This is a genomic window from Mesorhizobium sp. M1142 (assembly GCF_040318565.1).
Taxonomy (GTDB): Bacteria; Pseudomonadota; Alphaproteobacteria; order Rhizobiales; family Rhizobiaceae; genus Mesorhizobium.
Genome location: NZ_JAMYMK010000011.1, coordinates 193,645 through 214,627, shown reverse-complemented (window position 1 = coordinate 214,627; position 20,983 = coordinate 193,645). Strand labels below are relative to the sequence as shown.

Genomic DNA, 20,983 nt, shown 5'->3' with positions numbered 1-20,983 from the left:
GAGAAGCGGCTACGTTTCATGTCCTGGTCCTCTCGATGGGCCAGAACGAACTTCAAACCGGATTAGATCAGAGGGGCAAGGTCACAGCCATTCTGACGCCCACCGCTCCGTCCAGATTCTCGCGCTTTGCGAACCGCTGTCGTATGCTGCTTGAGTCTCTTGGAATCCCATTTTCATGGTCAAAGGGTCTACGCAATATGCGTGAACGTCAATCAACGCATGGCGGCGAGTCGTTATGACGGCACAGAAAGATTCACGGGGCGGAAAGTTAACTTTCAAAACAGGAAAAGACTGGTCCGCCGCCCTCTACCTGAAATTCGAGGATGAGCGCACGCGGCCCGCGCGCGATCTCGTTGTGCAGGTGCCGGTGCCAGAACCGCGCCGGGTGGTCGATATTGGCTGCGGACCGGGCAATTCGACCGAATTGCTGGTCGCGCGCTGGCCGCAGGCGCAAATCAGCGGCTTCGATACCTCGCCCGACATGATCGAGAAGGCCAAAGTGCGTCTGCCCGGCGTCAGCTTTGCGCTGGCGGATGCGGCGGCGTGGCAGCCGACCGAACCCGTCGACGTGATCTTTGCCAATGCGGTGTTTCAATGGCTGCCGGAGCATCCGGCAGTCTTCCAGCGGCTGATGGGATTTTTGGCGCCCGGCGGCGCGCTTGCCGTGCAGATGCCGGACAACATGGCTGAGCCCTCGCACCGGCTGATGCGCGAGACCGCGGCCGAGATGCCGTTCACCGAAAAGCTCGAGCGCGCGGCTCGCGCGCCGCTGCTGCCGGTCTCGTTCTATTACGACCTTCTGTCGCCGTTCTCGGATCGGCTCGATATCTGGCACACGATTTACAACCATCCGCTGGCCGATGCCGAGGCGATCGTCGAATGGGTGAAGTCGACGGGGCTGAAGCCGTTCCTCGATCCGCTCGACGAAGACGAGCGGCAGCTTTTCCTGAAGCGCTACGCGGCCAGGATCAGCGAAGCCTATCCGAAAACGGCAAGCGGCAAGGTGTTGCTGCGCTTTCCCCGTCTCTTCATCGTGGCGCGGCGCGCTGCTTAGGAACTTTTAGACCCTTTCCAGGGACTTGATTTAAGCCGGCATAAACTGGCTAGGTGCAAAAGAGGTTGCGCCGAGCTTTTTGCGGCGCCGACATGAAGCCGCAACGCCTGCGCACGGGACGAACTGAAAATGCATCGCGTCATCATCAGCGGCATCGGCGTTGAAATCCCCGAGGCTTCGATCACCAATGAGGAACTCGTCGCCAGCTTCAACAGCTGGGTGGACATGGAGAACGTCCGCCGCGAGGTGTCCGGCGAGCCGCTGCTGCAGAAATCGGACAGTGCCTTCATCGTCCATGCCTCGGGCGTCCAGACCCGCCATGTCATCGAACGGGAGGGCATCCTCGACCCGACCCGCATGGCGCCGCGCTTCCCGGCGCGGCCCGACGATGCGCTGTCGCTGGAGGCCGAATTCGGCATCGCCTCGGCCAGCAAGGCGCTCGATCATGCCGGGCTGAAGCCAGGGGATATCGACCTGGTGATCTGCTCGGCCTCGCACCATCAGCGGCCCTATCCGGCGATCGCCATCGAGATGCAGCAGGCACTGGGTACGAAAGGCGCCGGTTTCGATATGGGGCTTGGCTGCTCGTCGGCGGCGGCCGCGTTGCACATCGCCGTCAACCTGGTGCGGGCAGGGGCGCACAAACGCGTGCTGGTGTCGACGCCGGAGATCATCACCGGCCATCTCAATTTTCGCGACCGGCAGACGCATTTCATCTTTGGCGACGCTTCCGTGTCGATGGTCGTCGAAGGGCTCGCCCAGGGCGAGAAGCGGCCGGGCCGATTCGAGGTGCTGGATACGCGTACCTGGACGCAGATGTCGAACAGCATCCGCACCAATCTCGGTTATTATACCCGCGCCACCCAGGACGATCCGTACATGATCGATCTGGAAGGCAATCTGATCAAGCAGATCGGCAACAAGGTGTTCAAGGAAGTCACCGTTGCCGGCCACAAATTCATCGTCGAGTTTCTGGCCGAGCACGGGCTGACGCCGCAAGCGATCCGGCGTTTCTGGCTGCATCAGGCCAATGCGCGGATGAACGCCATGATCCTGAAACTATCTTTCGGTCATGAGGTCGACCATGACCGCGCGCCGATGGTGCTGGAGCGCCTCGGCAACACCGCCGCCGCCGGCGCCATCATCGCCCTGTCGGAGAACCATGCCGACATGAAGGCCGGCGACTACGGCCTGCTCTGCGCGTTCGGCGCCGGCTACTCGATCGGCGGCGCGCTGTTGCGCATGCTCTGACTATTTCGGCACGGACGGCACCGGCATCGGAGCGCGCCTGGCAAATCGCATCAGTCCGCTTGATCGGAGCATCAGCGCTTTCGACTGGACCTGATGAGCTGACCGCGGCTAATTGCGCGTATCACGCGAGGCACGAACCCATGCTGGATCTTTTTCCCGAAGCCGAAACTCCGGTCGAGATCGTGGCCGCGCGAAAACTCGCCGCCAGGGTGGCAGCGCTTTACCTCGCACCGTTCGATCATTTCGAGACACGGGCAGTGGACATGTTGCAGCTCGGCTTCGACGGCATCGACGGCGATTTCCACGCCGGCACGACGCGGCGATCCGGCGGGCGGGAACCCTGGTATCCGCGCGGCACCGAGATGCGCAACGAACGGCAATTGTCGATCGTGGCAGCGGACGAACTGGCAATTGTCGCCGAACGGATGGGCATCGCCGAGATCAAGCCGGAATGGATCGGCGCCAATCTCGTGATCGAAGGCCTGCCGCACCTCTCGATGTTGCCATCCGGCACGCTGCTGTTCTTCAAAGGCGGCGCGACCGTCAAGGTCGACGCGCAGAACGGGCCTTGCCGGATCGCGGGAAGGTCGGTCGCCGAGAATGCCGGGATGGCCGACGTCGAGGCCGGCGCGCTGCTGTTCCCGAAAGCGGCGAAGCGGTTGCGCGGGCTCGTCGCCTGGGTCGAGAAACCCGGCACGATCACTGCCGGCGAGGAGATTTCGGTGCGTGTGCCGGAGCAGTGGATTTACCGGGCCTGATTGTTTGCTAGGCAAGCCGGCAAAGCCTCAAAGCCGCGCGCGGCGTATTTTGTTCTTGCTTTGTGCCGGCAGCTATGCTACTAATTTCGGTATGGTGCTAATTGGCTCCAACGATCCGCCCTCCGAGGCGGTTTTTTTGTTTCTGGCTTTGAAAGTTCCGATGTTGCCGGCCTGACGTCGGCAGGACAGAGGGGGGCGCCGTAGAACTCGACGCGTGTGTCTGCCATCGCTCTATTCCTCGTCCTCATCATCGAGCAGACGGGTGGCACGCCAGCGGGTTAGCACGATGTTGGTTTGCTCGATGACGAAGAAGCGCGCGGAATCGCGGTCATATCCTTCGGCCAGCAGCTTTTCGTAGTCGGTATGGGCATGGCGAATATGCGCTATCGTCGCCAGCCACACGGCAATGCTCGGTGGCAAGGTCTTCATGTGCACGGCGCCGGCATCGGCACGGATCTTTTCCATGTCGGCATAGGGCGCCAGCGGCAGGAGCGCTGTCAGTGCCTTGGCGATGGCGCGGCGGCGGCCGGTCGGGGCGCTCACTGCCCGTCCGATCTGGACAACTCGTCCCGCCCGGCCATGGTCGCCGCGGCGAAGGCATCGGTCGAGGCGAAGTAGGGCTTGATGTCGATGACCGGCGTGCCGTCGAGCACGTCGATGGCATCGAGATCGATGCGGCCGGTATCGATATCGACGGCAACCAGCCTGGCGACATGCAGCCCAATTGGGTTCGGCCGGGCAGGGGAGCGCAGCGAAAAGACGCCTTTCGGCTCCATGGCATGGCGGGGTTTCTGGATAATCAGTTGCCGCGGCGCATGGTGCAGCCAGGACAGGACGATCACGTGGCTGGCGCGTTCCAGCCCAAGCAGGCCCTCACGATAAAGCGGGTCGATGACCAAGTGCGCCGGCTGTCCCGTCTCCCGCGCGGCCTTCATGTTTTTGGGGCAAGTCTCCCGCGTGATCCAAGGCGAAGCGATGCGGCCGATGAAGACGACATGGCCATCCGGCGGCATCGTTGCCGGGTCGGTTTCCAGGAGCTTTTCGCCGCTGCGCGTTTCGACCATGGGCCTCGCCTCGATGCATCCGGCTTTGCGCGATCCGCTGCGCATGCGTCATTTTCTTGTCCGGAAGCGACATAGCGCTTGCAAGCCTATCAAAACCGACATAAACATATGTTTATATCTTTTCAAAGAGAATGCTCGCATGCATGTCGCTCTCGACACGATGGTAGATACATTGAAGGCGGCTGCCGAATCCAGCCGGCTGCGTATATTGGCGCTGCTGTCGCGCGGCGATCTGACCGTTTCAGATCTCACCGAAATCCTCGGCCAGTCGCAGCCGCGCGTCTCGCGGCATTTGAAATTGCTGCTGGAGGCAGGGCTGATCGGCCGCTACCAGGAGGGCTCGTGGGCTTTCTTCCGGCTTTCGGATTCCGACACGTCGCGCGATTTTGTGCTCAGGCTGGTCTCCGGCATCCGCGGCGCCGATCCGCAGGTCGAGCGTGATCTCGAACGGCTGGCCGCGGTCAAGCGCAAGCGGCAGGACCGGGCTGCCGAATATTTCTCGGTCAACGCCGCAAGCTGGGACCATATCCGCTCGCTGCATGTGCCGGACCGCGCCGTCGAAGCAGCCCTCATCAAGCTCGTCGGCAAGCGGCCGTTCCAGTCGATGCTCGATCTCGGCACCGGCACCGGACGGCTGCTCGAGATCTTTTCGCCGCTCTATCGGCGCGGTATCGGCATCGACATGTCGCGCGAAATGCTGACGGTGGCGCGCGCCAATCTCGACAAGGCCGGCATTTCGAATGCGCAGGTGCGGCAGGGCGACATTTTCGCGCCGCCGGTCGAACGCGACGCCTTCGATCTCGTTACCATCCATCAGGTGCTGCACTATCTCGACGATCCTGCCCGCGCCATCCGAGAGGCGGCGCGTCTGTTGCGCCCGGCTGGCAGGCTGGTGATCGTCGATTTCGCGCCGCACACGCTGGAGTTCTTGCGCGAGGAGCACGCGCATATGCGCCTCGGCTTTTCCGACCGGCAAATCGCCGACTGGTTTTCCGAGGCCGGCCTCGAGCTCGAGGACAGCCAGGAATTCGAACCGCGCGGTGGCAACGAGGCCAAGCTCACCGTCAAACTCTGGCTCGGCCGCGATCGGCGCATGCTGATTGCCGAGCCTTCCAACGACAGACAACCGGCCAATGCGTATCCGATAGGGGAAACCGCCTGATGAACCAGTTCCGCTTCTCCCGCCGTCCCGACATCGGCGACAAGGTCAGGGTGTCGTTCGAGTTCTTTCCGCCGAAAAACGACGAGATGGAAGCAAGGCTGTGGGACACGGTCACCCGGCTGGAGCCGCTCAAGCCGAAATTCGTCTCGGTCACCTATGGCGCCGGTGGTTCGACCCGCGAGCGCACGGCCCGCACCGTCAAGCGCATCCTCAACGAAACGTCGCTGACGCCGGCGGCGCACATGACCTGCGTCGACGCGGCGCGCCACGAGGTCGATGCGGTGATCCGGGAGTTCGCCGATATGGGCGTCAAGCGTTTCGTCGCCCTGCGCGGCGATCCGGCCGAGGGCGTCGGCGCGGCTTACCGGCCGCATCCGGAAGGCTATGCCAATGGCGCCGAACTGGTCGATGCGCTGAAGGGCGCCGGCGATTTCGACATATCGGTCTCGGCCTATCCGGAAAAACATCCGGAGAGTCCGGATTTCGCCACCGATTTCGACATGCTGAAGCGCAAGGCCGACAATGGGGCGACGCGGGCGATCACCCAGTTCTTCTTCGACAACGATCTCTATGAGCGCTATGTCGAGCGGGCACGGCGGGCCGGCATCTACATACCGATCGTGCCGGGCATATTGCCGGTGCACAATTTCACCCAGGTCGCCAACTTCTCGGCGCGGTGCGGCGCCTTGGTGCCGGCATGGCTGGCCGAGCGTTTCGATGGGCTGCAGAACGATCCGCAAACGCATGCGCTGGTGGCATCTGCCGTGGCCGCCGAGCAGGTGCTGGACCTTGTCGAGCGCGGCGTCGGCGATTTCCACTTCTACACGATGAACCGGGCCGATCTGGTCTTCGCCATCTGCCACATGATCGGCATCAGGTCGCACGAAGTCGAGGCTGCGGGATCCGCCGCGGCGTAAGGCGGCAAGCTCCTTTTTGAAATGTCAAAGATCGGGGGAATGCAAAGGCCGGGCAAAATGCCCGGCCTTTTCAATGGTTTGTAATATTCGGTGCTGGTCTTCCCCCGCTCAGCGGCCTTATGGAAGGACGCCCATAATGAGGGCGCCGATGAATGCAAACGCAGCACAAATCATCAATGCGTTGATCGGCCTCGTCAGTCCCATGTCATAGCCTCCTCTTAAGAGCTATGGCGAGAGTCTAGGGTCATTTGTGCCACAGGCAAGCAGAAACTTTGCTGCAATGCGACGAGATTGTGGAATTTGCGACCTGCCGTTTGCCGTTAGGTATTGAAACTCTTGGTCAAAAGCCGGCGTTGGACCTGTGAATAATTTGTGGCGAAGCCGGGGCAGCAACGAGCATGGCAGCGCTACCGCGGCGGAAATCGGAATCGATTTCGAGCTGAGAGTCGGGGAACATGCTCTAACGCCGCCCGAACAAGCGACCGTCGATGGTGACGAGGCCGAGCGCAATCAGCGCCATGCCCGCCAATTCGAACAGTTCGAGCCGCTCGCCCAGGAACAGCAAGCCGAGCAGGATGGCACTGGCCGGCACGATGAGCGTGACCAGCGAGGCGTTGGTGGCGCCGGCCGAGGCGACGAGGTTGAAATAGAGGATGTAGGCGAAGGCGGTCGACAGCAGCGCCAGCGCCAGCACCGCCGCCCATACCGGCGGCGAGGCCGAAAACAGAGTGGCAGCGTCATAGGTGAACAGAACGACCGGGATCATGATGATGGTCGAGCAGGTCAATTGTCCGGCGGCAATGACCGGTGACGGCACACCCTTGAAGCGGCGGGCGATCATCAGCGCAACCGCATAGGAGACCGAGGCACCGATGAGCGCGAATTTCGCCCAGACCGGCCCGCCGAGCCCGGCGACAAGGCCAGGACCGATCATCACCGCCGTCCCCGCGATACCGAGGGCGATGCCGGCAAGCTTGTTCCACGACAGTTTTTCGTCGCTGGTCAGGGCGTTGGCGAGGATCAGCGTCCAGAACGGCGTGGTCGAATTAAGCACCGAGGCGACACCGGCGCCGAGCTCGGTCTGGCCGGCAAAGATCAGCGAGAAAGGGATGACATTGTTGGCGAGCGCCAGCAGGAAAAACAGTCCGGCATGCGGCAAGGCGAGGCGAAACGACGGACCGCGAACCGCAAGGTAGAGCTGCAACGCGGTCGCCGCGATGGCGACGCGAAACAGCACCAGCACCAGCGGAGGGAGTTCCGACACCGCAATGCGGGCAAAGAAGAACGAACCGCCCCAGATGGCGCCGAGCAGCAGAAGCTGGGCCCAGTCCTTGAGCACCATCGGCCCGCGCATCGTGGTGGTGGCAGCTATCGCCATTGGTCGTCCTCCCAGACGAGATGCCTTGCTCTCTTCAGGCATCTGTTCACGCTCTACCGGTCCGGCGGCAAGGGCCACCCGAAACCTGAGTGATGGCCTAGCTCGCTCATAACCGGCGCACAGAACGGCGTAGCGCCGCGAAGCCAGGGCGGCGAGACATAGAATTGTTTTCATTAGCCGCTAGCTTGGATTAATTGTGCGCAGCCTCAGTCAAGGGATTCGTCCATGCAGCGATTCGAAAATGCCCGCGAGGCAGCGCTGGCGCTTCGCCCGGACGATCCGATCTATTGCTTCCGCCCGCAGGTGCTGAAGGCGGACGCCAAACAGTTCATGGGCATGTTTCCCGGCAAGACCGCCTATGCGGTCAAGACCAATGGCGAGCAGATCGTGCTCAACGCGCTGGTCGAGGCCGGCGTCAGCGCCTTTGATGTGGCCTCGCCCGGCGAATTCGCCGCCGTGCGCGCCGTCTCGCCGGACGCCGAGATGCTCTACATGCACCCGGTGAAGGCGCAGTCGGACATCAGGCTGGCGCTGGAAAAATACGCCATTCGCGTCATTTCGCTCGACCATGAGGACGAGATCACCAAGCTGACCAGGGTGGTGCGGGCTCTCGACATCGATCCGGGCGCCATCACCGTGTTCGTGCGCATCCAGACGAAAGGCTCGGCGGCCTACGAACTGTCGAAGAAGTTCGGCGCCGGACCGGCCAATGCGGTCGAACTGGCCGAACGGCTGAACCGAACCGGCTACAAGGTCGGGCTGTGCTTTCACGTCGGCAGCCAGATCGAGGATCCCGACACCTACGAGCGGGCGCTGGCCTCCGCCGACTGGGTGCGCAACCGCGTCGGCTTCGACATTGCCGGGCTCGATGTCGGCGGCGGCTTTCCCGCCGAATACGGTCATGATCCGAACAGCCGCAAGCCGGAAATGCCGTCGCTCGGCCAGATCATGTCGCGGCTGTCGGGCGACCTCCAGGAGTACCAATTCGACCAGATGCAGCTGGTGGCCGAGCCCGGCCGCGTGATCGTGGCGCGCTGCCTGTCGCTGATCGTGCGCGTGCTGCTGCGCAAGGGCAAAAGGCTCTACATCAATGACGGCATCTGGGCGTCGCTGTCGGATTCATGGACCGGCAAGATCACGCTGCCGGCACGCTTCATCCCCGATCCGGCGATCCGCTCGCGCAATGGCGAGGACAGGACCATCGTGCCGTTCAAGGTCTGTGGCGCGACCTGCGATTCCGTGGATATACTGTCGCGGCCGTTCTGGCTGCCCGAAACCGTCGATACCGGTGACTGGATCGAGATCGGCCATATCGGCGCCTATTCGCTGTCACTCCGGACACGGTTCAACGGCTTCTATCCCGATACTTTCGTCGAGGTGGCGACGCCATTCGACGAAGGCGATGCACCGCAGGGGTTTGCCAGCCTGGAGACGATGGCCGATTAGTTGATGGTGAATGGAAGCAGTTCTTGCGTTCCGTCCGCTTCGGTGAATCGTCACCACCATTCATATTCACCTCCCCGTAGTCAGGCTACTCCGCCGCCGGCCTGGATGTTCTCGCCGGTCAGCCAGCGAGCTTCGTCCGAAGCCAGGAAAACCGCGACATCGGCGACGTCGCGCGGTGCTCCGATCCGGTCGAAGGGCGACATGCCTGCGGCCACGGCCCGGTCCCGCTCCGGAAGCAGGTCGGTGTCGGTGAAGCCTGGCGACAGCGCATTCACGGTAACGGCGCGCGGGCCGAGTTCGCGCGAGAGGACGCGGACGAACTGCTCGACGGCTCCCTTGCTGCCGAGATAGAGCGCCGTCTGCGTGAAAAACATCTTGGTTCCACCGGTGGAGACGGCAATGATGCGGCCACCGTCGCGAACGCGGCGCGCGGCCTCCTGAAGCGTGAAGAAGGTGCCTTTGGCATTGGTGCCGAACACATGGTCGAAGTCTGCTTCGGTAGCCTCGACGAGCGGCTTTATGACGGCGACGCCAACATTGGCGACGACGATGTCAATTGGCCCCATCTGCATTTCGGTTTCGTCGAACAGCCTGCGAATGTCGGGGATGCTGGAGACGTCCGCCTGGATGGCGACGGCTTTTCCGCCATTCCCTTCAATGGCGGCAACGACTTCCCTGGCGGCTTTCTCGTTGCCGACATAGTTGACGACCACGGCAGCACCCTTGGTTGCCAGCCCCTCCGCGATGGCGCGTCCGATGCCGCGCGAACTGCCGGTCACAAGTGCGGTTTTGCCTTCGAGTGGACGATGCATGGCTGTTCCTTCCGTCTGGATACGGCCGCCCCGATCGAGCGGCGTTCCAGCGATAGCTAGGGGCATGCTATTGCTCAGAGAATAGCCTATTATCTAACTGACTTATTAAGCCTGGGGTACATAATGCGCGGAACCGAGTTTTCCGAACTCACGGCATTTGCAACAATCATCGAAGAGGGCAGCTTTGTCCGCGCCGCGGCCAAGCTCAGAATTTCGCCTCCAGCACTCAGCCAGACGATACGCGGGCTGGAAGAGCGTCTCGGTGTCCGCCTGCTCAACCGTACCACGCGCAGCATGTCGCCGACCGCTGAGGGTGAGAAGCTGTTTGCCCGCATCGCGCCGGCGTTGAGCGAACTGGAAGGGGCCGTCGCCGACGCGCATGCATCACGCGGCCGGCCGGCAGGCTCGCTGCGCATCAATGTTCCGCGCATCGCCGCCACGCGTTTCATCGCGCCGATCCTCGGCGACTTCCGCCGCGCCTATCCCGATATCGCCCTCACCATCATCGTTGACGACATGCTCACCGACATCGTCGAAGGTCGCTTCGATGCCGGAATCAGACTGGGTGAGCGGCTGCACAAGGACATGGTGGCGGTGAAGCTCAGCGAGGAACTCGAGATGGCCGCAGTGGCGGCGCCGAGCTATCTGGAGCATCGCCCGATACCCCGCCATCCCGCGGACCTGCATCAGCACCAGTGCATCAATTTCCAGTGGCCGAGCGGCGGCAATCTCTACCGCTGGGAGTTCGCCCGAGGCCAGCGTGCCTTGGAAGTGGCCGTCAGCGGCGGCCTGACGGTAAACGATACGGACCTGATGATGGGGGCGGTTCTGGATGGGGTCGGGGTGGCGTACATGCTGGAATATCAGGTCCGGCCGTGGATCGAAGCGGGAAAGCTCATCCGCTTTCTCGAAGCCTGGTCGCCGAGATTTCCGGGCTTTTATTTATACCACGCGAGTTCCCGGCAGGTTCCCGCGCCGCTGCGAGCCTTCATCGATTTCCTGCTTGCGAGGCGGTGATGTGAATAGTGAATGGTGAATAGTGGTAGCTCTGGTGCTCAATGCGGCTCCGGCGCCATTCTTTTTACCAATCACCATCCTCACAGCCTGGCCAGCAGCTCCGGCGTCGGCCAGCCGTCGACCGGCAAGCCCAGCCGCATCTGCTCCTTGCGGATCGCTTCGCGGGTGTTGGTGCCGAGGATGCCGTCGACGGTGCCGACGTCATAGCCTCTCGCCTCGAGCTTGGTCTGTAGCGCCTTCATCTGGTCGCCGTCGAGGCCCGGGTCGGGGTTGCGCGGATCGAATCGCGGAGCGCCCCCCAGCCGGGCGGCAAGATTTGCCGCTGTCAGGGCATAGGTAAAGGACTGGTTCCACTCGAGATAGACGTCGAAATTGTCGTAGGTCAGGAAGGCTGGCCCCTTGCGACCCATGGGCAGCGCCAGGCCGGCCTTCAGGCCGTTGTCGAGAAGCGGCGTGCCGTCTGGCCTGGTAACGCCCCACTGGCTCCATTGCGTCAACGGCAGCTTGTTGGTGCGTCCCGTCTGCTCCCACGGCAAGTTGTCGGGCACACGGACTTCCTCGATCCAGGGCTGGTCGCGCTTCCAGCCGCGCGACCGGATCTTGCTGGCCGTGCTCATGATCACGTCCGGCGCGCTGCCGCGCAGGTCGACCAGGCCATCCCCGTCGCCGTCGACGCCGTGGCCGAGATAGTCGGAAGGCAACATCTGCGTCTGGCCGATCTCGCCGGCCCAGGCACCGGTCACGTCGGCCGGCACCACACCGCGATCGATCAAGATCAGCAGCGGCACGATCTGCGGCCGGAACAACTGCGGGCGGCGGCAGTCATACGAGAGGCTCACCAGCGCATTCAGTGTGTGAAAAGCGCCTTGCACGGCGCCAAAATCGGTTTCCAGGGCCCAGAAGGCGGCAATGACCGGCGCCTGGACGCCGTATTCGCGATCCGCGCGGGCAAAGACCTCGGCATGTTTTTGCAGATTGGCCGCACCCTGCTTCAGCCGATGCGACGAGATCATGCGGTTCGAGAATTCGATGAAGGTCTGGGTGAAGACGCCCTGGGCGCGGTCGCGTGCCAACGCCTTCTCATCGAGGGTGGCGTTTTCCAGCGCGTCAAGGCCGGCAGCGCCGACGCCGGCTGCCCTGGCCTCCGCCGCCACGCCCTGCTTCCATGCCTCGAAATCGCCGCCGCATTGCTGTGCCGCGGCCGGCACGGCGCTCAGGAGCAGCGCCGCGAGAAGTCCAAAGCGCAATCGCATCGCCATCCTTCCGAAAAGATTACCAGCGGTTGCAGGCATTTGTTATTGGCTGTGTCGAAAAGCAGGCGGCAGGCCCGGTGTCAACGGGTGTTCTGCCGCAACCACTTCTTCCACGCGGCTTCGGAGCCGTTGAAGACGTTGATGTCGGCGTTTCCGGCCATGCCCGGCACGACGCCCGTTCCGGTATACTGCCAGAAGGTGAAGGGATGGCTGCCGTATTTCTGGCGCGGATGCCCGGCGACGGAGCGCAGCCAATAGGGGTAGCCGCGGAAACCCGACAAACCATTATCTTCGAAGAAGTCGACCGACGTGTAGATGATCGGCTTCTTGCCGTAGTGTTTTTCGACGATTTCGAGGAACGTGCTCATCTCGCTGCGTACCGTGGCAGGATCGGGCCGCAGCTTGCAGGTCGGCGATTTCGGGTTCCATTCCATGTCGAGAACTGGCGGCATCGCCGAGCTGTCTTTGGGCACGTTCTGGATAAACCAGCGCGCCTGGGTCGCGGCCGGCGTGCAAAAGTAGAAGAAGTGATAGGCGGAGCGGGGGATGCCCGAGGCCTTGGTGCGGCTCCAATGCTCGTTGAAAGCTTCATCGAACCGGTCTCCGCCCTCGGTTGCCTTGATGAAGGCGAAGGAGATGCCGCCGGCCCTGGCCGCCGGCCAGTCGATCGAGGTCTGGTATTTGGAGACGTCGGTGCCGTGGACGGCATAGCTCCACGGTGCGCCGCTGTCCCATTCATGCGGGTCGGAATCGGCAAAACGCGGCGCGCGTACCGCAACCGTCGGGGCACTGGACGACGATGGCGTCAGATCCTCGACCGTCGAGCAGGCACCAAGCAGCATCAGCGTGATGAGGACCGCGAAACGGCGCATCGCTACTTCCCGAGCCGGTTTCAGCCGGCCGCTGATGGGTCTTTCCGCGGGTGGCCCCTCGACCGGGCGCAGCGTGTCTGAAACCGACTTACGCGACGCGCCTGGATCTTCGTTTCATGCATTTCCCAAACCCTTGCGCAGTTTTGGGACGCATGCATTCAAGCCCCGCCGGACGGTCACCCCACAGGATCGCCCGGTCTGTCCAAGCGCGTCGCTTCGACGCGCTTGGCTCTTTTGTCTGTGCATGTCGTGGTCCCAAAACCGCTGCGCGCTTTTGGGCGACATGCACCTGTGATCGCCGATCATGGTTGATATTCGGTTGACGGCGCTCGACAGGAGCCGCGATTTTGCCGAAACAATGGCGGCAAATCGATGACATAGATCGAGCGCGCCGGGGGAACTCAAAATGCAGATCCTTTTGAAGTTCATCAAATGGCTGCTCGGCCTGGCTATGCTGGCCGCCGCGATACTCGCCGGCTGGCTGTATTTCGCGCCGCCGGAACTGATCCGCGTCGGTTCCGGCTATGCGGCCAAGATCGTCTGCTCGAACGTCTTCATCGCCGGGCGCGACGCCAACGACGTGCTCGCCGTCGATGTGCAGGCGCCGGGTCATCCGCTGCTGAAGCTGATGAGGGTGTCGGTGGACAAGGAGAAGGGAACGGTTTCGGCGGGCCTGTTCGGCGCGCTCGGCAAAAGTGTCGCGGTCGCTCGCGAGGGGCTCGGCTGCGCCTCGGTTCCCGACGGGGATATTGCCGCCGCCAAGGCTATCGCCGGCGCTCCACCGACGCCGGCGCCGCTGCCCGATGCGATGTGGCCGGAAGGCGACGATGTCGGTGCCTCCCAGGATCTCGAGGTCGTGAAGGTCCTCGACGATCCAGCAATGACCGGCGCCGGGATGCGGGCGGTGGTGGTGGTCAAGAGCGGCCGCATCGTCGCTGAGCGCTATGGCGACGGCTTTTCCGAGAAGACGCCACTATTGGGCTGGTCGATGACCAAGACGGTGAATGCGGCGATCGTCGGCACGCTGGTGAAGGGCGGCAAGCTGGCGATGACCAACCAGGGCCTGTTCGGTCCCTGGAAGGGAGATGGCCGCGCCATGATCAGCCTCGCCGACATGATGGCGATGTCGAGCGGGCTGGAATTCAACGAGGATTATGGCGACGTCGCCGATGTGACGCGTATGCTCTATCTCGAACCGGACATGGCGGGCTTTGCCGGATCCAAGCCGCTGACCGGCGAGGTCGGCAGGGTGTTTTCCTATTCGAGCGGCACGGCGGTGATGCTGTCCCGATTGTGGCAGGACGCGATCGGCGACAAGGACAAGGCGCTGGCCTGGCCGAGGGCCGCGCTGTTCGATCCGCTCGGCATGCACAGCGCGGTGCTTGAAGCCGACGAGCACGGCACCTTCGTCGGCTCGTCCTATCTCTATGCCACGGCACGCGATTGGGCGCGCTTCGGCCAGTTCCTGCTGCAGGGCGGCGTCTGGAACGGCAAAGAGATACTGCCCGCCGGCTTCGTCGACTGGATGCGGGAACCGGCAACTGCCTCGAAGGTCTACGGCAAGGGGCAATTATGGATCGAAGGACCGGGCGACGAAGAAAACCCCGGCGCCGGCATTGCCGCCGGCCTGCCCAAGGACACCTATTGGATGGAGGGGCATGACGGGCAAACGGTCGCCATCGTCCCCTCGGAGCAGTTGGTTGTGGTGCGGCTCGGCCTGACGCCGGCCAGGCTCGGCTACCGGCCGCAGGCAATGGTGGCGGCGCTGGTCAAGGCGCTGCATTAGGCTGTATCGATATTCAGGTCAGGCCAAGTCGAAAACGGCGGTTTCCTGCGCTTGCGGCCTTCGCCGGCCAAAGCACTCATGAGCGGTCGTGGCAGTTAAGGCTACGGCCGGCGTAGGCCGGTGCTCACGTACCCAAAAGGACGCTCCGCTCCGGTTCTCGGAACCCCCGTTTTCGACTTGGCCTGACCTGAATCTCAACACATCCTGGCTATCGACCTGGGCCGATCACGGCGAGCCACGCATAGCCGCGACAAAGCGTTTGGAAACGGAAGCTTGCGCCGGTTCTTCCAGATTCCGAATCCAGAACCGCGCGCAACGATTCACGCGGCTCGACGTGGAATTTTTTCAGCCAGCCGCGCAACAGCGTGCGGAACCAGCTGGGCAAGGTTTCCTGCTGGCCAAAATCGACGACGTGCAGCGAGCCACCCGGTGACAGGGCAGCAAGTGCCGCAGACACCGTCTTCTCCCAGCCGGGAATCATCGACAGCGAATACGAGATAAAGACGCGGTCGAAACTTTTGACGCCGAACAGCGCCTTTGCGTCGAAATCAGTGGCGTCGCCGCGCGCCAGGGTGACGCGGCCGGAGAGGCCTTCGCGCGCGAGGGCGGCGGTGGCCGTCTCCAGCATCTCGGCCGAAATATCGAGGCCGAAGAAGCGCGCGCCGGGATAGCGGCGGGCAGCGAGGACAATGTTGCGGCCGGTGCCGCAGCCAAGCTCGAGCACCGTGCTGCCGGCCGGCACATCCAGTCCGGCGATAAGCCGGTCGCGGCCAAGCAGATAATATTTGCGGGTCAGGTCGTAGATATGACGCTGCCAGCGGTAGACACCGTCCATCAGTTCGGCATGGCTGGCCGGCAATTCGGTCGTGCTCATGCGGACCGCTTCACATAGAGATGGAAGCCGCCATAGATGGCCGAGCGATCGCAGGCCGAAAACTCGCGCGAGGCGTCGTTCTCGTAGCGCCACTGGTCGAGCAGCGAATTCGAGACGCGGCCGGGCAGCAGGCTGGGTTCCGCTGCGGTGCGGAAGATGACGCGGGCGCCTGTCGAGGCGGTTCGGGTGATCTCGGCCCACAACCCGTTGAGCTGGCCGTCGGTCATCCAGTCCTGTGCATCGAGCAGCACGAAGCGGTCGACCGAGCCGGCATCCTTGCCGGCAAGGAACTCGATCAGATTGGCGTGGTGGATGGCAACGCGATCGACATTGTTGCGGATCGTCTTGTAGTTGCGCTTTTCGAGGTAGGTGGGCAGGGCGGCTTCGCCCGGATTAGGGTAGCGGCGGGCGAAAGCCTGCCAGGCGAAATAATTGGTCTTCAGCGGAAAATCGCAGGCGAGCTTTTCCAGTCGTGCCTTCAGCACGCTGGCCATGGTGCCGTCACCCGAGGTGATCAGCGAATCGTACTGGGCCGGCGGAATGCCGAGGCCGAACAGCGAGGCTTTTCGCGAGGTCGCCCATTTCAGCAGCGGTTTTTCGAAGACCGGCGCCAGCTCTTCGTCGAAGAAGCGGCGCTGATCGGCGATGCTCTTGGCGTCCATGATGCCGGCCGGGTCGACGCCGAAGAATTTTGCGGTGCGGTGGCCCATGGCGATGAACAGGCCAAGCAGGCCGGTCTGGTAGAAATTGCGGTCGAAGACAGCGATGCGGCGACGACCGCGCCAGTTGCGGCGCTCCCAATAATGGCGGCTGACGGGGTCGAGATGCGGTGCGATGAAGCGATCATAGGCCTGCGAATTGTGCCCGGTCCCAGCCGCACCGAAGAAACGGAACAGGTCGCCCTGCGACGGCAGGTGACGCACCGCTGCGAGCTTCATGCGGTTCAGCGCAATATGCGCGGCGTTGAGGTCGACGGCATCGATCCTTTCTGGCGACCGGGTGAGATAGGAGAGGATGTTACAGCCGCCGGAGGCAATGGTGACGATGCGGTGGCCCTTGCCGAGTTGCATCGCGTCCATGTCGATTTCGGGGTCTTCCCAGATCTGCGGGTAGACAAGGCCGGAGAACAGGAAGGCGAACAAGCGCTCGGAGATGCCAGCTTTCGACAGCGGGCGGTTCTGGTAGACGGCCTTGCCGACCTCCTTGCCGCGGCGAAAAACCAGTTCCCCAGAAATGTCCGTCATGGCAACGCGATTCCCCGTTTGCTTTGCCGCAAGCGGGTAACGCAGGTGGATGACAGGCCGGTGACAACCTGTTGAAGCGAGTTCAGGCCTCGCCAAATCCGCCTGCGGTGGGTGTCGTCACAATGACTGCCTCGCCGGCGTCGAGCACTGTTTGATCGCAGGCTTTCAGCGTCTCGATCGCGCCGGTCTTGCGGCGGACCTTGGTCGAACCGGTCTCGCCATCACCGCCGCCGTCCAGCCCCCGCGGCGGGTGGCTGCGATGCGAGGACAGGATCGCGCATTCCATCTTTTCGAGGAAGCGGATGATGCGCTTGGTGCCGTCGCCGGCATTCCATTTGCCTTTGCCGCCGGAGCCTTCGCGGATATGGAAATCCTCGAGCAATACCGGGAAACGCAGTTCCAGCACTTCCGGATCGGTCAGGCGCGAATTGGTCATATGGGTGTGGACGCCGGAGGTGCCGGCAAAGCCGCGTCCGTCGTTCATCCGGCCGGCCGGCGAGCCCGAGCAGATCGTCTCGTAATACTGGTACTGCTTGTTGCCGAAGGTGAGATTGTTCATCGTGCCTTGCGCATTGGCCATCGCCTTCATGGCGCCGAACAGCGCGTTGGTGACATGTTGCGAGGTCTCGACATTACCGGCCACGACTGCCGCGGGATAGGTGGGCCTAAGCATCGAGCCGTCGGGAATGATGATGTTGATCGGCCGCAGACATCCGGCATTCATCGGGATGTTGTCTTCGACCATGACGCGGAAGGCATAAAGCACCGCGGCTCGGGCGACCGGCTCTGGCGCATTGAAATTGTTCTTCATGACCGGCGACGTGCCGGTGAAGTCGACGGTGGCTTCGCGCTTCCGCCGGTCGATAGTGATCTTCACTGTGATCTTTTGCCCGGTGTCGGTCGGATATTCGTATTCGGAACTGTCGGGCAGCCGCTCCAGCACGCGGCGCACGCTTTCGGCGGCATTGTCCTGAACATGGCCCATGTAGGCTTCGACCACATCGAGGCCGAAATGCGCGACCATCTTGCGCAGCTCGGCGACGCCCTTTTCGTTCGCGGCGATCTGCGCCTTGAGGTCGGCGATGTTCTGGTGCGGATTGCGCGCCGGGTAGGGGTGGTCGGTGAGCAGCGTCTCCAGGTCCTTCTCGCGGAACCGGCCGCGATCGACGATGCGGAAATTGTCAAACAGCACGCCTTCCTCGTCGACGGTGGTGGCAAGCGGCGTCATCGACCCGGGCGCGGTGCCCCCGATGTCGGCGTGGTGGCCACGCGAGGCGACGTAGAAGAGGATGAGGGGTTCCTCCCCCTTTGAGGGGGAGGTGCCGCCGAAGGCGGCGGAGGAGGTCGCCGCGGCAGTGCTCGACACTCTTGTGGTGCCTCCTGAGATGACCCCACCGGGCCGCTCCGCGGCCATCCTCCCCTCAAGCGGGAGGGAAAAAACAGGCGTCACCACGGTGATATCAGGCAGATGCGTGCCGCCATTGTAAGGCGCGTTCAGCGCAAAGACGTCGCCGGGGTGAATGTCGCCGGCATTGAGCCGGATGATGGTCTCCACCGAGCGATCCATGGAACCGAGATGCACCGGCATGTGCGGTGCATTGGCGACCAGCGCGCCGTTCCGGTCGAAGACGGCGCAGGAGAAATCAAGCCGCTCCTTGATGTTGACGGAATAGGCAGTGTTTTGCAGCGTTACGCCCATCTGTTCGGCGATCGACATGAACAGGTTGTTGAAGACCTCCAGCATCACTGGATCGGCTTCGGTGCCGAGTGCGGCGTGCCGGCGCTTCTTCTCGACGCGCCGCATCAATACGTGGTCCTTGGCGGTGATCTCGGCCTGCCAGCCCGGCTCGACGACAATGGTCTGGTTCGGCTCGATGATCAAAGCAGGGCCGGCGATCTTGTTACCAGGCTTCAGCGTTTCGCGAGGGAAGATGCCAGCGTCGCGCCAGACGCCGTCGACAAAGATTTTCCGGTTCCCGGAAGGACTTGCGGCCATATCTGCAACAACTGAATCGCTTTCATCGCGGCCGGTGCCGCCGGTATCGGTACCTTCGACGCCGATCGATTCGACGATCATCGGCTTGTCGTCGTAGACAAAGCCGAACTGCGCCTTGTGCGCCGATTCGAAGTCCGTCTTGGCTTGCGCGATCGAGCCGTGACCAAAGTTCACAGGCAGCGCGGTATCGGTGCCGTCATAGCGGACCTGCAGCACCGGCTTCGAGGCGACCGCGTCTTCGGCGATGCCTTGTGCGGCGAGTTCGTCGATGACGGCTTTGCGCAGCGTTGCGATGAGTTCATCGATCGCCGCCCCGGAGTCCTCCACCAGCGGCTTCAGCAGCGCCTGCTGGCGTGACGCAAATACAGAGGACAGGCCGATGCCGTATGCCGATAGCAGGCCGGAGAACGGATGGATCAGCACCGCCTCCATGCCCAGCGCATCGGCAACCAGGCAAGCGTGCTGGCCGCCGGCGCCGCCGAAACAGTTCAGGAGGTATTCGGTGACGTCGTAGCCGCGCTGCACGGAAATCTTCTTGATGGCGTTGGCCATGTTTTCGACGGCGACGGTGACGAACCCCTCCGCGACGGCTTCCGGCGAGCGGCCGTCGCCGATCTCGGCGGCAAGCGCGGTGAATTTTTCGCGAACCGTCTGCACGTCGAGCGGTTCGTCCTGCCCTGGTCCAAAAATAGCCGGGAAGAACTCGGGCTGCAGCTTGCCCAGCATGACATTGGCGTCAGTGACGGCCAACGGGCCCCCGCGCCTATAGGCGGCCGGGCCGGGGTTGGCGCCGGCCGAATCCGGCCCGGCGCGAAAGCGGCCGGCCTCGTAATGCAGGATCGAGCCGCCGCCGGCGGCGACGGTGTGGATGCGCATCATCGGCGCACGGATGCGCACGCCGGCGACCTCGGTGTCGAAGGCGCGCTCGTAGTCGCCATCATAGTGGGCGACATCGGTGGAGGTGCCGCCCATGTCGAAGCCGATGACCTTGCCGAAACCGGCGAGTTTTGCCGTCTCGACCATGCCGACGACGCCGCCGGCCGGGCCGGATAACAGCGCGTCCTTGCCTTGGAACATGTCGGCGGCGGTGAGGCCGCCCGACGACATCATGAACATGAGGCGAGGGCTTTCCCTCCCCCCCGAGGGGAGGGTGGCGGCGAAGCCGCCGGGTGGGGTCGTTGCGGCAGTGCTCAACGTTCTGGCGGTGCCTTCTGAGATGACCCCCTCTGGCCGCTGCGCGGCCATCTCCCCCTCGAGGGGGGAGAGGACGCCGAGCTCCTTCGCCACCTTCTGCACATATCTTGACAGAATGGGCGACAGGTAGGCGTCGACCACCGTGGTGTCGCCGCGGCCGACCAGCTTGATCAGCGGCGAGACCTCGTGGCTGACCGAGACCTGGGAGAATCCGAGCTTTCGACAGACTTTGGCGACGGCCTTTTCGTGCTCGGGGTGTTTCCAGGCATGCATGAAGACGATCGCGACCGCATCGATGCCGTCCGCCTTGGCTTGCTCAATAGCCGGGCGTACGGAAGCAATGTCGAGCAGGCGCTCGATACTGCCGTCGGCGCGAACCCGTTCGTCGATTTCGACGACACGCTCATAGAGCTGTTCGGGAAGGATGATCTGCTTGGCAAAGATATCGGGCCTGGCCTGATAGGCGATCCTCAGCGCATCGCGGAAGCCTTTGGTGATGAGCAGCAGCACGCGGTCGCCTTTGCGCTCGAGAAGCGCATTGGTGGCGACCGTGGTGCCCATCTTGACATCGCCGATCAGCGCGGAGGGGATCGGGGCGCCGGGCTGGACGCCGAGCAGTTCGCGAATGCCCTGGATGGCTGCATCGGCATAGGCTTCGGGATTTTCCGAAAGGAGTTTCCTTGGATGCAGCCCGCCTTGCGGGTCCCGGCCGATGACGTCGGTGAAGGTACCGCCGCGGTCGATCCAGAAATCCCATTTTGCGGTCATGGCAGCGCCTCCGGGCATTTTCATTTAGGCATCCTGTTAGTGCTCAACGCTTTGTACTGCCAAGCGCTTGATGTTACACGCGGAAACGCAACGTTACGAAACTCATCATGCGCTGATGCATTGTGCCCTCGATCGTC

Annotated in this window: 18 protein-coding genes; 9 read left to right on the top strand and 9 right to left on the bottom strand. The window is 63.0% G+C overall.

The features are described 5' to 3' along the window. From NKH42_RS19800 to NKH42_RS19785, 4 genes are all read left to right on the top strand, one after another. Positions 1-239: hypothetical protein (locus NKH42_RS19800; RefSeq protein ID WP_352974362.1), on the top strand; the 239-nt coding region annotated here is incomplete at its 5' end. Continuing rightward, positions 236-1,054, top strand: coding sequence for a trans-aconitate 2-methyltransferase (gene tam / locus NKH42_RS19795; protein WP_352687549.1), 819 nt, complete (start codon positions 236-238; stop codon positions 1,052-1,054). The genes NKH42_RS19800 and tam, both read left to right, overlap by 4 nt. 129 nt (positions 1,055-1,183) lie before the next feature. Then, the gene (locus NKH42_RS19790) at positions 1,184-2,305 is read left to right on the top strand and encodes a beta-ketoacyl-ACP synthase III (RefSeq protein ID WP_352644751.1); all 1,122 of its coding nucleotides are present in this window, start codon (positions 1,184-1,186) and stop codon (positions 2,303-2,305) included. A gap of 140 nt (positions 2,306-2,445) precedes the next feature. After that, positions 2,446-3,063, top strand: coding sequence for an MOSC domain-containing protein (locus NKH42_RS19785; RefSeq protein ID WP_352505577.1), 618 nt, complete (start codon positions 2,446-2,448; stop codon positions 3,061-3,063). Positions 3,064-3,294: 231 nt separating this feature from the next. On the opposite strand, the gene NKH42_RS19780 is transcribed toward NKH42_RS19785, so the two are convergent. Together NKH42_RS19780 and tsaA are read right to left on the bottom strand one after the other, a co-directional pair. After that, entirely contained in the window at positions 3,295-3,606 is a 312-nt protein-coding gene (locus tag NKH42_RS19780) for a DUF2293 domain-containing protein (RefSeq protein ID WP_254819015.1), read from the bottom strand. Continuing rightward, positions 3,603-4,127: a tRNA (N6-threonylcarbamoyladenosine(37)-N6)-methyltransferase TrmO gene (gene tsaA / locus NKH42_RS19775; protein WP_352505578.1), complete on the bottom strand. Its 525-nt coding sequence runs from the start codon at positions 4,125-4,127 to the stop codon at positions 3,603-3,605. The genes NKH42_RS19780 and tsaA overlap by 4 nt, the downstream gene beginning before the upstream one ends. Before the next feature lie 139 nt (positions 4,128-4,266). On the opposite strand from tsaA, the gene NKH42_RS19770 reads away from it, so the two are divergent. Then, positions 4,267-5,289, top strand: a complete 1,023-nt coding sequence (locus NKH42_RS19770) for an ArsR/SmtB family transcription factor (RefSeq protein WP_254819013.1) — start codon at positions 4,267-4,269, stop codon at positions 5,287-5,289. Continuing rightward, on the top strand, positions 5,289-6,206 hold the full coding sequence (gene metF, locus NKH42_RS19765) for a methylenetetrahydrofolate reductase [NAD(P)H] (protein ID WP_254819012.1): 918 nt from the start codon (positions 5,289-5,291) through the stop codon (positions 6,204-6,206). Before NKH42_RS19770 ends, metF begins: the two co-directional genes overlap by 1 nt. 460 nt (positions 6,207-6,666) lie before the next feature. Here metF and NKH42_RS19760 read toward each other — a convergent pair whose 3' ends face one another. After that, positions 6,667-7,584: a DMT family transporter gene (locus NKH42_RS19760; protein ID WP_352505579.1), complete on the bottom strand. Its 918-nt coding sequence runs from the start codon at positions 7,582-7,584 to the stop codon at positions 6,667-6,669. 225 nt (positions 7,585-7,809) lie between these two features. Between NKH42_RS19760 and NKH42_RS19755 the strand changes: the two genes are divergently transcribed. After that, complete coding sequence (locus tag NKH42_RS19755) at positions 7,810-9,030, top strand: alanine racemase (protein ID WP_352505580.1); 1,221 nt, start codon at positions 7,810-7,812, stop codon at positions 9,028-9,030. Between the two features lie 80 nt (positions 9,031-9,110). Here NKH42_RS19755 and NKH42_RS19750 read toward each other — a convergent pair whose 3' ends face one another. Then, entirely contained in the window at positions 9,111-9,842 is a 732-nt protein-coding gene (locus NKH42_RS19750) for an SDR family oxidoreductase (protein ID WP_352505581.1), read from the bottom strand. Positions 9,843-9,965: 123 nt separating this feature from the next. Here NKH42_RS19750 and NKH42_RS19745 point away from each other — a divergent pair, with 123 nt between their 5' ends. Further along, positions 9,966-10,859 carry a LysR family transcriptional regulator gene (locus NKH42_RS19745; protein ID WP_352505582.1) on the top strand — a complete coding sequence of 298 codons (894 nt, stop codon included), beginning with the start codon at positions 9,966-9,968 and terminating at the stop codon, positions 10,857-10,859. A gap of 80 nt (positions 10,860-10,939) precedes the next feature. Here NKH42_RS19745 and NKH42_RS19740 read toward each other — a convergent pair whose 3' ends face one another. Beyond that, on the bottom strand, positions 10,940-12,112 hold the full coding sequence (locus NKH42_RS19740) for a lytic murein transglycosylase (RefSeq protein ID WP_352505584.1): 1,173 nt from the start codon (positions 12,110-12,112) through the stop codon (positions 10,940-10,942). A gap of 80 nt (positions 12,113-12,192) precedes the next feature. Further along, complete coding sequence (locus tag NKH42_RS19735; protein ID WP_352505585.1) at positions 12,193-12,984, bottom strand: glycoside hydrolase family 25 protein; 792 nt, start codon at positions 12,982-12,984, stop codon at positions 12,193-12,195. 406 nt (positions 12,985-13,390) lie between these two features. Between NKH42_RS19735 and NKH42_RS19730 the strand changes: the two genes are divergently transcribed. Beyond that, on the top strand, positions 13,391-14,770 hold the full coding sequence (locus NKH42_RS19730) for a serine hydrolase domain-containing protein (RefSeq protein ID WP_352505586.1): 1,380 nt from the start codon (positions 13,391-13,393) through the stop codon (positions 14,768-14,770). Positions 14,771-14,978: 208 nt separating this feature from the next. Here the strand turns inward: NKH42_RS19730 and NKH42_RS19725 are convergent, their stop codons facing one another. The 3 genes from NKH42_RS19725 to NKH42_RS19715 form a co-directional block, all read right to left on the bottom strand. After that, a complete protein-coding gene (locus NKH42_RS19725; protein WP_352505587.1) occupies positions 14,979-15,644 on the bottom strand; it encodes a class I SAM-dependent methyltransferase in 666 nt (221 codons plus the stop codon). Beyond that, complete coding sequence (locus tag NKH42_RS19720) at positions 15,641-16,888, bottom strand: BtaA family protein (RefSeq protein WP_352505588.1); 1,248 nt, start codon at positions 16,886-16,888, stop codon at positions 15,641-15,643. Before NKH42_RS19720 ends, NKH42_RS19725 begins: the two co-directional genes overlap by 4 nt. 82 nt (positions 16,889-16,970) lie before the next feature. Further along, positions 16,971-20,846, bottom strand: a complete 3,876-nt coding sequence (locus NKH42_RS19715) for a hydantoinase B/oxoprolinase family protein (RefSeq protein WP_352687654.1) — start codon at positions 20,844-20,846, stop codon at positions 16,971-16,973. Between the last annotated feature and the right edge of the window lie 137 nt (positions 20,847-20,983).

What these genes read in the sequence shown, in the direction of transcription:
- tam (WP_352687549.1), top strand. Translation starts at nt 236, where the DNA reads ATGACGGCACAGAAAGATTCACGGGGCGGAAAGTTAACTTTCAAAACA.
- NKH42_RS19790 (WP_352644751.1), top strand. Translation starts at nt 1,184, where the DNA reads ATGCATCGCGTCATCATCAGCGGCATCGGCGTTGAAATCCCCGAGGCT.
- NKH42_RS19785 (WP_352505577.1), top strand. Translation starts at nt 2,446, where the DNA reads ATGCTGGATCTTTTTCCCGAAGCCGAAACTCCGGTCGAGATCGTGGCC.
- tsaA (WP_352505578.1), bottom strand. Translation starts at nt 4,127, where the DNA reads ATGGTCGAAACGCGCAGCGGCGAAAAGCTCCTGGAAACCGACCCGGCA.
- NKH42_RS19770 (WP_254819013.1), top strand. Translation starts at nt 4,267, where the DNA reads ATGCATGTCGCTCTCGACACGATGGTAGATACATTGAAGGCGGCTGCC.
- metF (WP_254819012.1), top strand. Translation starts at nt 5,289, where the DNA reads ATGAACCAGTTCCGCTTCTCCCGCCGTCCCGACATCGGCGACAAGGTC.
- NKH42_RS19760 (WP_352505579.1), bottom strand. Translation starts at nt 7,584, where the DNA reads ATGGCGATAGCTGCCACCACCACGATGCGCGGGCCGATGGTGCTCAAG.
- NKH42_RS19755 (WP_352505580.1), top strand. Translation starts at nt 7,810, where the DNA reads ATGCAGCGATTCGAAAATGCCCGCGAGGCAGCGCTGGCGCTTCGCCCG.
- NKH42_RS19750 (WP_352505581.1), bottom strand. Translation starts at nt 9,842, where the DNA reads ATGCATCGTCCACTCGAAGGCAAAACCGCACTTGTGACCGGCAGTTCG.
- NKH42_RS19745 (WP_352505582.1), top strand. Translation starts at nt 9,966, where the DNA reads ATGCGCGGAACCGAGTTTTCCGAACTCACGGCATTTGCAACAATCATC.
- NKH42_RS19740 (WP_352505584.1), bottom strand. Translation starts at nt 12,112, where the DNA reads ATGCGATTGCGCTTTGGACTTCTCGCGGCGCTGCTCCTGAGCGCCGTG.
- NKH42_RS19735 (WP_352505585.1), bottom strand. Translation starts at nt 12,984, where the DNA reads ATGCGCCGTTTCGCGGTCCTCATCACGCTGATGCTGCTTGGTGCCTGC.
- NKH42_RS19730 (WP_352505586.1), top strand. Translation starts at nt 13,391, where the DNA reads ATGCAGATCCTTTTGAAGTTCATCAAATGGCTGCTCGGCCTGGCTATG.
- NKH42_RS19725 (WP_352505587.1), bottom strand. Translation starts at nt 15,644, where the DNA reads ATGAGCACGACCGAATTGCCGGCCAGCCATGCCGAACTGATGGACGGT.
- NKH42_RS19720 (WP_352505588.1), bottom strand. Translation starts at nt 16,888, where the DNA reads ATGACGGACATTTCTGGGGAACTGGTTTTTCGCCGCGGCAAGGAGGTC.
- NKH42_RS19715 (WP_352687654.1), bottom strand. Translation starts at nt 20,846, where the DNA reads ATGACCGCAAAATGGGATTTCTGGATCGACCGCGGCGGTACCTTCACC.